The 12956-nt window shown below is 54.7% G+C and carries 14 protein-coding genes and 1 pseudogene; 13 read left to right on the forward strand and 2 right to left on the reverse strand.

Annotated elements, in window-relative coordinates; all coding sequences use genetic code 11:
• Positions 1–45 precede the first annotated feature (45 nt).
• The 12 genes from HCK03_RS26230 to ccmI all read left to right on the forward strand — a co-directional run bounded on the left by HCK03_RS26230 (position 46) and on the right by ccmI (position 10484).
• On the forward strand, positions 46–483 hold the full coding sequence (locus HCK03_RS26230; protein ID WP_206110941.1) for a hypothetical protein: 438 nt from the start codon (positions 46–48) through the stop codon (positions 481–483).
• Positions 480–1631, forward strand: coding sequence for an MBL fold metallo-hydrolase (locus HCK03_RS09290; RefSeq protein ID WP_167691463.1), 1152 nt, complete (start codon positions 480–482; stop codon positions 1629–1631). Before HCK03_RS26230 ends, HCK03_RS09290 begins: the two co-directional genes overlap by 4 nt.
• Positions 1621–2544, forward strand: coding sequence for an aldo/keto reductase (locus tag HCK03_RS09295; protein WP_228283770.1), 924 nt, complete (start codon positions 1621–1623; stop codon positions 2542–2544). Before HCK03_RS09290 ends, HCK03_RS09295 begins: the two co-directional genes overlap by 11 nt.
• Positions 2545–2567: 23 nt before the next feature.
• Positions 2568–3911: an NTP/NDP exchange transporter gene (locus tag HCK03_RS09300; protein WP_206110942.1), complete on the forward strand. Its 1344-nt coding sequence runs from the start codon at positions 2568–2570 to the stop codon at positions 3909–3911.
• Positions 3908–4633, forward strand: a complete 726-nt coding sequence (locus HCK03_RS09305) for an NADPH-dependent F420 reductase (RefSeq protein ID WP_167691464.1) — start codon at positions 3908–3910, stop codon at positions 4631–4633. The genes HCK03_RS09300 and HCK03_RS09305 overlap by 4 nt, the downstream gene beginning before the upstream one ends.
• Before the next feature lie 154 nt (positions 4634–4787).
• Positions 4788–5525, forward strand: coding sequence for a heme ABC transporter permease (locus HCK03_RS09310; protein ID WP_167691465.1), 738 nt, complete (start codon positions 4788–4790; stop codon positions 5523–5525).
• On the forward strand, positions 5522–5782 hold the full coding sequence (gene ccmD, locus HCK03_RS09315) for a heme exporter protein CcmD (protein ID WP_167691466.1): 261 nt from the start codon (positions 5522–5524) through the stop codon (positions 5780–5782). Before HCK03_RS09310 ends, ccmD begins: the two co-directional genes overlap by 4 nt.
• Positions 5779–6273, forward strand: coding sequence for a cytochrome c maturation protein CcmE (gene ccmE / locus HCK03_RS09320; protein ID WP_167691467.1), 495 nt, complete (start codon positions 5779–5781; stop codon positions 6271–6273). Before ccmD ends, ccmE begins: the two co-directional genes overlap by 4 nt.
• A complete protein-coding gene (locus HCK03_RS09325) occupies positions 6270–8243 on the forward strand; it encodes a heme lyase CcmF/NrfE family subunit (RefSeq protein ID WP_013574527.1) in 1974 nt (657 codons plus the stop codon). Before ccmE ends, HCK03_RS09325 begins: the two co-directional genes overlap by 4 nt.
• The gene (locus tag HCK03_RS09330) at positions 8240–8791 is read left to right on the forward strand and encodes a DsbE family thiol:disulfide interchange protein (protein ID WP_013574528.1); all 552 of its coding nucleotides are present in this window, start codon (positions 8240–8242) and stop codon (positions 8789–8791) included. The genes HCK03_RS09325 and HCK03_RS09330 overlap by 4 nt, the downstream gene beginning before the upstream one ends.
• Positions 8788–9273: a cytochrome c-type biogenesis protein gene (locus tag HCK03_RS09335; protein WP_167691468.1), complete on the forward strand. Its 486-nt coding sequence runs from the start codon at positions 8788–8790 to the stop codon at positions 9271–9273. Before HCK03_RS09330 ends, HCK03_RS09335 begins: the two co-directional genes overlap by 4 nt.
• Positions 9270–10484 (forward strand): c-type cytochrome biogenesis protein CcmI, encoded by a 1215-nt coding sequence (gene ccmI / locus HCK03_RS09340; protein WP_167691469.1) that lies wholly within the window; start codon positions 9270–9272, stop codon positions 10482–10484. The genes HCK03_RS09335 and ccmI overlap by 4 nt, the downstream gene beginning before the upstream one ends.
• 159 nt (positions 10485–10643) lie before the next feature.
• Here the strand turns inward: ccmI and HCK03_RS09345 are convergent.
• Positions 10644–11743 (reverse strand): IS3 family transposase gene (locus HCK03_RS09345; RefSeq protein WP_167691470.1). Its coding sequence is split into 2 segments (ribosomal slippage): positions 10644–11482 and positions 11482–11743, totalling 1101 coding nucleotides; the frame shifts between segments, so codons are not numbered across the junction.
• A 114-nt stretch (positions 11744–11857) separates the two neighbouring features.
• Here HCK03_RS09345 and HCK03_RS09350 point away from each other — a divergent pair.
• Positions 11858–12526, forward strand: coding sequence for an NAD-dependent epimerase/dehydratase family protein (locus tag HCK03_RS09350; RefSeq protein ID WP_167691471.1), 669 nt, complete (start codon positions 11858–11860; stop codon positions 12524–12526).
• 118 nt (positions 12527–12644) lie between these two features.
• Here the strand turns inward: HCK03_RS09350 and HCK03_RS09355 are convergent.
• A pseudogene (locus HCK03_RS09355) lies at positions 12645–12797 on the reverse strand (aldo/keto reductase); the annotation flags it as partial.
• Positions 12798–12956 lie beyond the last annotated feature (159 nt).

Consider the following 12956-nt stretch of genomic DNA (forward strand, 5'->3'; position numbering starts at 1 on the left):
TTCGTGATCGGCCTTGGCGGCAATATCAATTCACAGGAGATATTCATGCATATGACTTACGATTTCAAAAAGCACTCAGCTCTGGCTATGTATTGGCGTGTGGGTGCCATGCTGACCAGAAGTGCGCAGGCAATTATCGGGATTATATGTCTTGTTACTATAGCAGATACCGCCATGGCAGCCCCTGCTTCACAGCCGACTGCCCCTGTAAACCTAGCCTATGATGCTCAAACTCAGGGGGCGGAACCGATCCCACAGTCAGAGAGGAACCTTCAAACAGTGCTGGCAAATCCCTGGTTCACGGCCTCTAACGAAGGTTTTATTTTTGAGGGGGCAATCTTTGATCGCAACGGTAACCTGCAATCGACCAGCCTGAAGCTCCGTCCTGACACGAACGGCCTTGATTCGATGACCAGCGACGGTGCGACGGTTTTCCATGCCGGTGCCTTCGCTCATGAACTGCCGCAGGAGTCGACGAAATGATCTTCCGTCTCGCCAAAATTATCACAATCCTCGTCGTGCTCAGTGCGCTATGTATCGTGGTGTACCTGCAGCACCCCCTGTTTGGTGCACTGCCGCACGGCGATAGACTTGCCCGTATAGAGCATTCGTCGAATCAATCCGGGGGCACGTTCAGCAACCAGATAGACACGCCGATGTTGACCACGGACGAGTCGCAGGTATCGCTTATGCTGAACAATGCCTTTACCAGTACGGGGCAACCGACTCCGCCCGGCGCGATACCGATCGTCAAAACCGATCTTAACGCGCTGGACGTCTCTCAGGACCTGGTGATATGGCTCGGCCACTCTTCTTTCTACGTACAACTGGCGGGGCGACGTATCCTGATCGACCCGGTTTTCAGCACTAACGCATCGCCCGTGCCAATGACAAACGTGGCCTTTGAGGGTTCCAGTGTTTATACGGCAGATGACATGCCGGAGATTGACTTCCTGCTGATCAGCCACGACCACTACGACCATTTGGATTATCCGAGCATTCTTGCCTTGCAGCCGAAGGTCAGGCAAGTGGTGGCCCCTCTTGGGGTAGGCGCGCATTTTGAAGCATGGGGTTACGACATGCGGCGCGTGCAAGAGGCCGACTGGTACGAAACCATCGGGCGGGCACCCGACCTGCAAATCCACGTCACCCCTGCTCGACACTTCTCGGGACGTACTTTCACCAAGGACAAATCCCTGTGGGCGGGGTTCGCATTGGTATCCAAGCAGCATCGGCTCTTCTTCAGCGGGGACTCAGGGTATGCGCCGCACTTCGCCGAGATAGCAAGGCGCTATGGCCCGTTTGACTGGGTCACGCTCGACACCGGCCAGTACGACCCGCGATGGGCTAATGTCCACATGAATCCTGAACAGGCCGCCCAGGCAGCCGAGGATCTGCGGGCGCATGTCCTCATGCCTGGGCACGTTGGGCGGTTCTCCATCGCGCCACACGATTGGGACGATCCCTTCAAACGCATTGTCACGGCCAGCCGTGGGCGCAGTTACACCCTCTGGACACCAGAGATAGGTCAGCCTGCGTATCTCGATGGCCAGGCACAGGTATTTACTCCATGGTGGGAGGCCGTTAGGTCTGACGCTGCCCAAAAGGTAACAAACGATCATGAATCTTAAATCGATGACACGACGTCAATTCACGTTGCTGGGAGCTGCAACCATGCTTGCCGGTAAGCTGGCCATGGCGCAGGAATTACCTGGTACCCGCACTCAGGCATTGCGTACTGTTCGCCTGCCGGATGGAAGCTTTGCTCCAGCTCTGGGCATGGGATCGTGGCGTCTTGCCCAGGGGCGACGTCCTGTGCTCCAGGAAGAGGAAGCCATGCGTCTCGGGCTTTCGCTCGGGATGACGCTCATCGATACCGCTGAGATGTATGGCAACGGTGCTTCGGAGCAAATGATTGGCCGGGTCATCGGCGGTCGACGCGCAGACGTATTTCTGGTTTCCAAGGTGCTGCCTTCCAATGCCACCACGCGAGCGGGGATCGTGGAGGCCTGCACGCGCAGCCTGCGCAACCTCGGCACTGACTACCTGGATCTTTATCTGCTGCACTGGCGTGGTCAGGTGAGAGACCTGGAGCTGGTTGTGGACACTTTCGAAACGCTTAAAAGGGAAGGCCACATTCGCCGATGGGGCGTATCGAGTTTTGGCGTCAATGATATGGAAGAACTGTTCCGAGTTGAGTCAGGCAAGTCCTGCGCCGTCAACCAGGTGCTCTATAATTTGTCCGAGCGCGGGATTGAGCGTGACCTCATTCCCTGGAGCCGCGATCACGGGGTTCCGCTCATGGCGTATTCGCCCCTGGGCACGGGCGGAGTTCTGCTTAGGGATCCTGTATTGGCGGAAGTCGCCGGCAAGCATGGTGTGAGCCCGGCTGCCGTCGCCATCGCCTGGACACTGCGCAACGGAATAACGATCGCGATCCCTGAATCTGGCTCGGTCAATCACATCCGCGAGAACGCGCGTGCCATGTCGATATCGCTGGATGCGCAGGATCTTGCGCAACTGAACAAGGCGTTTCCTGTATGACAGGGGGAGGGGTAAATCGGCAGTTGTCGATCCGGCTGCAACGCCTGACGGGTGTGCAGAACGATGAGGCGCCTGCGGTCGTGTGGTCGCTGCTATACGTCATTGCGCTCTTCCTGGCTTACTACGTTCTGCGTCCTATCAGGGATGAGCTGGGCGTGGCAAGTGGCGTTGCTAACCTCCCGTGGCTTTTTACCGGAACGCTGATTGTGATGCTGGTGGTCAGCCCGCTGTTCGCGCTGGCAGTACGCAATCTGCCTCGCAGGCAATTTATTGCCTTGACCTACCGATTCTTCGCGGTGAACCTGGTCGTGTTTGCACTGCTGTTGCACTTTGCCGGACCGGATTGGCAGGTGTGGGTGGGGCGTGCCTTCTTCATTTGGGTCTCTGTCTTCAACCTCTTCGTCGTTTCTGTGTTCTGGTCTTTTATCGTCGATATCTTCGACAGCGAGCAGGGTAAACGGCTCTTTGGTCTGCTGGCAGCCGGCGCAACAGTGGGAGGACTTCTGGGTTCTGCGCTCACCTCTGTGCTTGTCGAGAATATTGGTCGCTCTTGGCTTATTGCCTTCGCCATCGTGTTTTTGGAAGTGGCTGTGCTGGCCTCGCGCAGACTGACATTCGTTGCAAAGTTCTTCGAACATCCTGCTCGTGACGGCGATACGAGCAAACCGCTGGGCGGAGGCATTTTTACTGGGTTAATCCACACCATTCGTTCTCCATACCTGGCCGGTCTTGCACTATTCATCCTGTTGTATTCCCTAACCTCGACATTTCTGTATTTCCAGCAGGCAAACATTGCTCAGGAATACTTTTCTGATCGCGCAGCAAGAATGGCTTTTTTCGCCAATATTGACCTTATGGTCAACGCCATGACGCTAGCCCTGCAGTTGTTCGTGACCGGCAGGCTGATCGGCTATCTGGGCGTAGCGGTAACGCTGTGTATCCTACCCGTGATTAGCGTGGCGGGTTTTGCAGCCTTGGCAGCAAGCCCGACTACGACGGTGCTGGTCATTGCTCAGGTCGGGCGAAGAGCCGCTAACTTCGCACTGGCGAGACCGGCGCGCGAAATCCTGTTTACTTCCAGTGTTCGTGAAGATCGCTACAAGGCGAAAAATTTCATCGACACTGTCGTATATCGCGGGGGAGACCAGGTCGCGAGCTGGGGCTATGCCGGTCTAATGGGTCTGGGATTAGGGCTGACGCAAATGGCTGTGATCGCTGTGCCCTTATCGGTCTTCTGGCTGGTATTGAGCATTTGGCTGGGCCGTTCGCACCAGCGGCAAGAAACGCTGGCGGTGTCGTCCGGCGAGGTTAAGCCACTGCTGTGTGCAGGGTCTAAATCACCACTGACAAAGAGGACACTCAAATGACATTCTCCCGACGTTCAATACTAAAATCACTCGGCGTAATGGTCACTGTTCCGTGGATACTTCCTCACATTGCTCGCGCCGGGTCGCCGACCCGGATTGGTGTGATCGGCTCAGGTTCACTGGGCGGGACAGTGGGCCGTCTCTGGATCAAAGCAGGCCATGAGGTCATGTTCTCGTCGCGTCATCCTGAGGAGCTTGAGTCGATGGTCCGCGAACTTGGCCCTCGTGCCTCTGTAGGTTTACCCGCTCAAGCGGCGGAGTTCGGATCCATCTTGCTGCTTGCAGTGCCTTTCGAGGCGCTGCCGCAAGTAGGGCGAGATTTGCACAGTTCATATAAGGGCAAGATTGTGTTGGATTCGACTAATCCGTGGGGGGAAAGCAGCAGCGATCTGTATCGCGAAGCCAGGGAGAATGGTGTGGCTCAAACGGTCGCCAAGTATCTGCCAGATGCTCGCCTGGTACGTGCTTTCAGTTGCGTTGATGCCTACATCGTGGAATCTTCTGGAACTCGGGCAGGTGGTAGGATTGGTATGCCGATATCCAGTGACGATGCTCAGGCTATACAGGTCGCGGTGGATCTTGTGCGCGATACAGGGTGTGACCCTGTGGTCGTCGGGGATCTGGCGTCGGCGGTTGCATTCCAGCCTGGCGGGCCTGGCTGGCGTGTTCATTTGACTGCGCCGGAGTTGCGTCGTCGACTCGGACTTCCCACAAAGGGGTGATTGAAAATCCATTTTTCCTGACTTGGGGTGCTTTTGATTTCCCTCAATCAAAGAGCTTAGCTTTGACTGAACGAAAGTAAGCGACTTTAGCCTTAAAGGTTAATATTTCAATATCCATCCTGCAGGCTACTATTTACAGTGGATACCGACAATAATGCAGAAATGGTTACATCAACTCGCAAGGCCTGAACGGCTTTACCACGTCTGTGGCCGGTTCATTCCCTGGTTCGGGATTGTGGGGCTTGCCTGCCTGCTGATTGGCTGGGTATGGGGTTTTGGCTATGCACCGCCGGATTACCAGCAAGGTAACAGTTACCGGATTATGTATATTCATGTCCCGGCGGCCATCTGGTCGATGGGGATTTACAGCGGGATGGCGATTGCGGCATTTATCGGCCTGGTGTGGCAGATGAAAATGTCCGATCTGGCGGTGGCGGCAATGGCACTGGTCGGCGCTGTTTTCACCTTTATCGCGCTGGTCACCGGCTCAGCATGGGGCAAACCGATGTGGGGCACCTGGTGGGTGTGGGACGCGCGTCTGACCTCCGAACTGGTGTTACTGTTTCTGTATCTCGGTGTAATAGCGCTGTACAACGCCTTTGACGACCGGCGCCTGGCCGGGCGTGCCGCCGGTATTCTGGTGCTGGTCGGCGTGGTGAATATTCCCATCATCCATTACTCCGTGCAGTGGTGGAATACGCTGCATCAGGGTTCCACCAACATGCAACAAACCATCGACCCGAGCATGCGTTATCCGCTGCGCTGGGCGATTTTCGGTTACCTGTTCTTCTTTATTACCCTGACGCTGATGCGTTTACGTAACCTGATTTTGGTGCAGGAACGTCTGCGCCCGTGGGTGGCCGGTCTTGTGAATAAGGAGCGTCGCGGATGAGTCCTGCATTCTCAAGCTGGCATGATTTCTTTGCGATGGGCGGTTACGCCTTTTATGTCTGGCTGTCGGTCGCTGCAACGCTGCTCTCGCTGATTGTGCTGGTCGCACATACCCTGATTCAGCACCGGCAGATCCTCGGCGAAGTCCGTCGTCGTCAGGCACGCGAAAAACGCATCAGTCAGTCTCAGTCTAAAAAACAGCCAGGCGCACAGACGTCACCGCTGGAACCGGACGCATCCCCGGAGAAGTTATTGTGAATCCACGTCGTAAAAAGCGGCTGTCGCTGGCGCTGGGGGTGCTGATCGGCCTTGGTCTGAGCATTTCACTGGTGATGTACGCGCTACGCTCGAATATTGATTTGTTCTATACACCCGGTGAAATCCTGCAGGGCAAAGGCGAGGACCACGAACTGCCGACGGTGGGCCAGCGCCTGCGTATCGGCGGCATGGTGATGCCCGGCTCCGTGAAACGTGACCCGAAAAGTTTGCAGGTGAGCTTTAAAATTTATGATGCGCGTGGCGCGATTGCCGTGACCTACAACGGCATCCTTCCCGACCTGTTCCGTGAAGGGCAGGGCTTGGTGGCGCAGGGTGTGATGGAACCGGGGAATGTGGTGAATGCCATTCAGGTTCTGGCAAAACACGACGAAAAATATGTGCCGCCGGAAGTTGCCGACGCCATGAAAGAAAACCACACAGGACCGGCTTCGGCCTACGTGGGTAACGATAAAGGAAACGACCGCTCATGATGCCGGAACTGGGAACATTTGCACTCTGTCTGGCATTAGGGCTGGCGGTATTGCTGAGTATTTATCCGCAGTGGGGCGCCGCACGCCAGGACGGCCGGATGATGGCGATGGCGCGCCCGTTGTCTTACGGCATGTTTGCCTGCATCGCGCTGGCGTTCATTATTCTGGTGCATGCGTTTGTGGTGAATGATTTCACCGTCGCCTATGTTGCTAATAATTCCAACACCCACCTGCCGGTGTATTACCGCGTGGCGGCGACGTGGGGAGCGCACGAAGGTTCGCTGCTGCTGTGGGTGTTATTACTCAGTTGCTGGACGCTTGCCGTGGCGCTGTTCAGCCGCCGTATGCCGCAGGATGCGGTGTCGCGCGTGCTGGCGGTGATGGGCATGATCACCGGCGGTTTCCTGCTGTTTATTCTGCTGACATCCAACCCGTTCATCCGCTCGTTGCCGAATTTCCCGGTGGACGGCAGCGACCTGAATCCGGTGTTACAGGACATCGGCCTGATATTCCATCCGCCATTGCTGTACATGGGGTATGTCGGTTTCTCTGTGGCCTTTGCTTTCGCGATTGCTTCGCTGATGGCAGGGCGTCTGGATACCGCGTGGGCGCGCTGGTCGCGTCCGTGGACACAAGCCGCCTGGGTGTTCCTGACCATCGGTATCGTGCTCGGATCGGCGTGGGCATATTACGAATTAGGCTGGGGCGGCTGGTGGTTCTGGGATCCGGTTGAAAACGCCTCCTTTATGCCGTGGCTGGCGGGTACGGCGCTGATCCACTCGCTCGCCGTCACCGAAAAACGCGGGACGTTCAAAGCCTGGACGGTGCTGCTGGCCATCACTGCGTTCTCGCTGTGTCTGCTCGGGACTTTCCTGGTGCGTTCCGGCGTGCTGGTTTCGGTTCACTCGTTTGCCTCAGATCCGGCGCGCGGCATGTTTATCCTGGCTTACTTAGTGATTGTGATCGGTGGTTCGCTGCTGCTGTACGCCTTTAAAGGTAACTCGGTGCGCGCACCAAGCCGTCATGAACTGCACTCCCGCGAAAGTTATTTGCTGGGCAATAACGTATTGCTGGTGGCGGCGATGCTGGTGGTGCTGCTCGGTACGCTGCTGCCGCTTATCCACAAACAACTCGGGCTGGGCAGTATTTCTATCGGTGAACCCTTCTTTAATACGATGTTTACCTGGCTGATGGCGCCGCTGGCGCTGTTGTTAGGCATCGGACCACTGGTGCGCTGGCGTCGTGATGAGCCCAGTAAACTGTGGCGTCGTCTGGGCGTGGCGCTGGTCGTCACGCTGGTCTTGTCGATTCTTCTGCCGTGGTTGTTGCAGGATAAAATCGTCGGTATGACCGTGGTGGGGATGCTGATGTCGGTGTGGGTGATTGTACTGACGCTGATGGAACTGCACGAACGCGCCACCCATCGTCATTCATTCTGGCGCGGTCTGACCAAACTTTCACGCAGTCACTGGGGCATGGTGCTCGGCCATCTCGGCGTGGCGGTGACGGTGATCGGCATCGCGTTTAGCCAGAATTACAGCGTTGAACGTGATGTGCGCATGAAGTCCGGCGATACCGTGGATATTCATGATTATCACTTTATCTTCCGCGACGTTCGCGACATCACCGGCCCGAACTATACCGGCGGTGAGGCGAATATTGATGTGACGCAGAACGGCAAGCAAGTCACCACGCTGCACGCCGAAAAACGCTTCTACAGCGTGGCACGCAGCATGATGACCGAAGCGGCCATCGACGGCAATCTGGCGCGTGACCTGTATGCGGCGCTCGGCGAAGAGATGGACGATGGCTCGTGGGCGGTGCGTTTGTACTACAAACCGTTCGTCCGCTGGATCTGGCTCGGTGGCCTGTTTATGGCGGCCGGTGGCGTGCTGTGTATTCTCGACCCGCGTTATCGCATGAGTAAAAAGCTTAAGAAGCAAGGTCTGACGGAGGCTGAAGAAGCATGAACCGTAAACTCCTCTTTATTCCGCTGATTTTGTTCCTGGCGCTGGCTGCGGCTTTTCTGGTGCAACTGACCCGCAATGCCAACGGCGATGATCCGACGCTGCTGGAATCAGCCCTGATTGGCAAACCGGTGCCGGTGTTCAAACTGGAATCGCTGGCGCAGGCGGGCAAAACCTACGATCAGTCGGTGCTGCGCGATGGCAAACCGATGCTGCTCAACGTCTGGGCGACGTGGTGTCCGACCTGCCGCGCCGAACATGATTATCTCAATACGCTGGCGGCGAAAGGTGTCCGTGTGGTCGGCCTGAACTACAAAGACGACCGGCAGAAAGCGGTCAACTGGCTGAACACGCTGGGCAATCCTTACATGCTGAGTCTTTACGACGGCGACGGCATGCTGGGGTTAGATCTGGGTGTTTATGGCGCGCCGGAAACCTTCCTGATCGACGGACAGGGCATTATCCGCTATCGCCATGCCGGTGACTTAAATGAAAAAGTCTGGCAGACCGAAGTTCTGCCGCTGTACAAAAAATACGGAGGCAATGTATGAGGCTGATTTCATCGCTGCCTGCGTTGTTGCTGGGCATGCTGCTGAGTGTCAGCGCGTTCGCCTCCATCGACACGTATCAGTTCAAATCGCCGGAACAGGAACAGGCTTACCGGGAGATCACGGCGCAGTTGCGTTGCCCGAAATGTCAGAACACCAATATTGCCGCGTCGGATTCGATTATCGCCGCCGATATGCGTACCAAGGTGTTTCAGTTGCTTAATGAAGGGCAGGACAGACAGCAAATCGTCGCGTATATGGTGGCGCGTTATGGCAATTTCGTGACTTACGAACCGCCGGTCACGCCCTCTACCTTTATTTTGTGGCTCGGGCCGGTGCTGGTCATTGTTATCGGCGCAGGCATGATTTTTATGCGTTCCCGCCGGGGTGCTGCGCGCACTGAAAACACGGCCACATCAATGTCAGAACAAGAGAGACAGCGCCTGGCGCAGTTACTTAAAGACAGCGACAGGAAAGGATCATGAGCATTTTTTGGCTGTGCATTGTAGTGATGCTGGTTATCGCACTGGCGCTGTTTATCGTGCCGGTTATTCGTGGCGACCGCGCGGAACACACTTCCCGCGATGCGCTGAATAAAGCGTTTTATCATCACCGTTTGACTGAGCTGGAAGAAGACGAAGAGCAGGGCGTGGTGGACGAACGTCCGGCGCATATTCAGGAATTGCAGGAAAACTTACTGACCGATATTCCGGCGGGTCAGGTGCCCGCCGCCATTCAGCCGATTGGTCGCTGGACGCTGGTGCCCGGTGCTATTTTGCTGGTGCTCATCACGCTGGGTTTGTATCTGTACGCCGGTGGTCTGGGGCAGGTGAGTGCGTGGAATCAGGTCATGCAGCGTATGCCCGATTTACGCCATCGCATTGCTGATGACCACGGCGCGCCGCTGACTGCCACCGACGTGCAGGATTTAGGGCTCGGATTGCGTACCGATTTGCAGGCAAATCCGCATAATATCCAGGACTGGGCGATGCTTGGCCGTGTAGGGATGGCGCTCAATAATGCCGCCACCGCCACGCAGGCTTATGCCCACGCTTATCAGCTCGCGCCGGATGATATGTCAGTCAAACTCGGTTATGCCGAAGTGTTAACCCGTTCGTCCGATCCGCAGGATAACCTTACCGGCGGCAACCTTTTGCGCAGTATGCTGGAAAAATCTCAGGGTGATCTGCGTGTATTAAGTCTGCTGGCCTATAATGAATATGAACAGGGACACTACCCGCAAGCCATTGGCGCGTGGGAAGTTATGCAGAAAATCCTGCCAGCCGGTGACAAACGCCTGGAAATGGTCAACGCCAGCATTGCGCAGGCAAAACAAAAAGCGGGGCTGGATCAGGTTAAACTGGCGGTCAATGTCACGCTTTCTGCTGAGGCTCAGGTGAAACTTCCGCAGAATGGTACGGTCTTTATTTCCGTGACAGATGGCAGCAGTCCGGTGCCGGTTGCGGTGAAAAAGCTGCCGCTGAGCCGCTTCCCGCTGGCGATCACCGTCGATGACAGTAACGCAATGATGCCGGAACGCTTGCTTTCTTCGCTGCATCAATTAAAAGTACGCGTTCGTATTTCACAAAATGGTCTGGCAACGCCAGCCTCAGGTGACTGGTACGGCGACAGTCCGCTGACTGATTTTTCCGGCAACGGTCAGGTCAGCATTGAGATTAATCAGCAGGTTCCTTAATCAGGACCGACGATCAAAAACAGGGAGATATCCATGAACTTACGCCTGACTGGGCTGGCGTTTGCGACAACTATGCTTTTAAGTAGACCCGTTTTAGCTCCATCCACTTTTTGAGCTTTATGGATTTTGATCCCTTCTCAATATTGATGCCAGGATAAATCACAGATCCGGGTCTGTTTGCAGGCTTCGGACAAATTCTTCCGGAGTCTGGTTATTTAATGAGGAATGTGGCCGGTACTGGTTATATTCCTGCCGCCAGTGCTCGATCTTCTCCTGAGCATCTTCCAGTGACAGGAACCAGTGCACATTCAAACACTCATCGCGCAGGCTCCCGTTGAATGACTCGACCAGAGCATTATCTGTCGGTCTGCCGGGCCGTGAGAAGTCCATTGTCACCTTATTTTCGTATGCCCATCGGTCAAGCGCTTTAGAGATAAATTCGCTGCCATTATCCGTCTGCAACCGGTGTGGTATACGGTGCTGCATTTGTTTCAGGCGCTCCATAACAGCCACCACATCCTCTCCACGCAGCCCCTGACCAACTTCGATCGCCAGGCATTCACGACTAAAATTATCCACTACAGTTAGGGCACGTATCCGACGCCCGTTGAACAGATTATCAGCAACAAAGTCCATGCTCCAGCACGGATCTAATGCGGTCACTTCTGGACGGGCGTGTCGGTGCCTGGCTGTAACATGCCTGAGTGGGCGTTTTGCTCGCAGATTCAGTCCTTCCTGGCAGTAAATTCGGTGGGTTTTCTTGTGGTTGACTAACCAGCCTTCCCTGCGCAAAAGAATATGAATGCGCGGGCAACCATAGCGGATCCGTGTCTCCGCAATTTCTCTTATCCGGTGAGTCAGGGCCCTGTCATCACGACAACTGCGATAGAGGTATACCGTGCGACTCTGCATCATTAAACGGCAACCACGACGCAGCCCGATACGATAGGCGTCCAGCAGGTAAGTCACCGCTTCACGCTTCTGAATGGGCCTCAGAACTTTTTTCGAATGACATCCTGGAGCATTTCCTTATCCAGACTGAGGTCCGCCACCAGACGCTTAAGCCGTTGGTTTTCGTCCTCAAGCTGCCGCAAACGGCGCAGTTCTGTTACGCCCATACCGCCAAATTTTTTCTTCCAGTTATAAAAAGTGGCTTCAGAAATACCCATCTTTCTGCACACTTCCTCCACCCGAGTGCCTGTTTCGGCCTGTTTAAGGGCGAATGCTATCTGTTCTTCGGTATAACGGGTCTTTTTCATGGTTGATATGCCTCTCAGTGAGATGAAAGAAAGACCGGATACTTTAGTTTAGGCTGGCACTGTTTTCAGGGAGGAGATCAGGATTCATACAAAGCAGACACCAGAGGCTGGATAATGAGAGTTTTAATCTTTGGCGCATCCGGGATGGTCGGCCAGGGCGTATTGCGCGAGTGCATGGAAGCAAAAGATGTCGAAACTGTAACCGTTATCGTTCGTTCACCATTGCCTGAATGCCATAACCGCCTTAATCAGGTAGTTACAGATGACGTAATCGCACCGCTGGCTGACTTAAATGCAGCGGAGAAATGGGATGCCTGTTTTTTTTGTCTGGGCGTGAGCGCATCCGGTCTGCCAGAGGAAGAATACGGTCGTATTACTTTTAAACTGACACTTGATGTTGCCTCACACCTGGTACAGTTAGATCCGGATATAACCTTTATCTATGTCTCGGGGGCAGGGACAGACAGCTCTGAAGAGGTAAAAAGCATGTGGGCAAGAGTTAAGGGTAAAACAGAAAATAGCCTGCTCAGGCTTGGCTTCACTTCGGCACAGATGTTTCGTCCTGCAGTAATATGGCCTCTTGACGGTATTCGCTCCAAGACTACAGTTTACAGGGTTTTTTACACCATACTGTCACCATTCTTTCCTCTATTAAAACGCCTCTTTCCCGACAGCATTGTTACCACTAAAGAAATGGGCAAAGCCATGCTGAATGCCGTACGTTATGGTTGCGTTAAGTCTGTCCTCGAAAAAGAAGCTATCTGCCTGCTTGCCAAAAAATAATAACAGGCACTGTTTGTTCTTACTTAAAAATGTCCGCTTCTCACTCAATGCGTCCCATTAGTTAAGTTAGCGTTGCATCGACTCGTTGAACACACAACGCGTTGCCAACTTGGGTTTAGTTCAGGTAGGAGGCCGCGGTATCAATCAGGCGATAAACCGTATTGATGGCATCCGTAATGGCGCGCTCGCATTCGGCGACATCCGTCATCTGAAAAACACCAAAGCCCAGTAGGGGCATGTCGATACCGTTGTTCAGTTTTACCGTTTGCATGAGGTTATCCTTCAGCTGTTGAGTCGGAAAAGCATAACGCAGAGTGATTTATTTGATCGGGTGTGGTAATTCGCTTGGGTTTATTAGGTGGATTCATTAATTTAGAGGGAGTGATTGTCGTCTTTGTGCTGCGAGTTTAAACCCGGTAAGAAGGCGGAG

The sequence above is a fragment of the Klebsiella terrigena genome (genome assembly GCF_012029655.1).
In the GTDB taxonomy this organism is placed as follows: Bacteria; Pseudomonadota; Gammaproteobacteria; order Enterobacterales; family Enterobacteriaceae; genus Klebsiella; species Klebsiella terrigena.

Excerpts from the sequence above, each read along its gene's own strand:
- ccmD (WP_167691466.1), top strand. The coding sequence starts at position 5,522 with ATGAGTCCTGCATTCTCAAGCTGGCATGATTTCTTTGCGATGGGCGGT.
- ccmI (WP_167691469.1), top strand. The coding sequence starts at position 9,270 with ATGAGCATTTTTTGGCTGTGCATTGTAGTGATGCTGGTTATCGCACTG.
- HCK03_RS09325 (WP_013574527.1), top strand. The coding sequence starts at position 6,270 with ATGATGCCGGAACTGGGAACATTTGCACTCTGTCTGGCATTAGGGCTG.
- HCK03_RS09290 (WP_167691463.1), top strand. The coding sequence starts at position 480 with ATGATCTTCCGTCTCGCCAAAATTATCACAATCCTCGTCGTGCTCAGT.
- HCK03_RS09335 (WP_167691468.1), top strand. The coding sequence starts at position 8,788 with ATGAGGCTGATTTCATCGCTGCCTGCGTTGTTGCTGGGCATGCTGCTG.
- HCK03_RS09330 (WP_013574528.1), top strand. The coding sequence starts at position 8,240 with ATGAACCGTAAACTCCTCTTTATTCCGCTGATTTTGTTCCTGGCGCTG.
- HCK03_RS09350 (WP_167691471.1), top strand. The coding sequence starts at position 11,858 with ATGAGAGTTTTAATCTTTGGCGCATCCGGGATGGTCGGCCAGGGCGTA.
- HCK03_RS09305 (WP_167691464.1), top strand. The coding sequence starts at position 3,908 with ATGACATTCTCCCGACGTTCAATACTAAAATCACTCGGCGTAATGGTC.
- HCK03_RS26230 (WP_206110941.1), top strand. The coding sequence starts at position 46 with ATGCATATGACTTACGATTTCAAAAAGCACTCAGCTCTGGCTATGTAT.
- HCK03_RS09295 (WP_228283770.1), top strand. The coding sequence starts at position 1,621 with ATGAATCTTAAATCGATGACACGACGTCAATTCACGTTGCTGGGAGCT.
- HCK03_RS09310 (WP_167691465.1), top strand. The coding sequence starts at position 4,788 with ATGCAGAAATGGTTACATCAACTCGCAAGGCCTGAACGGCTTTACCAC.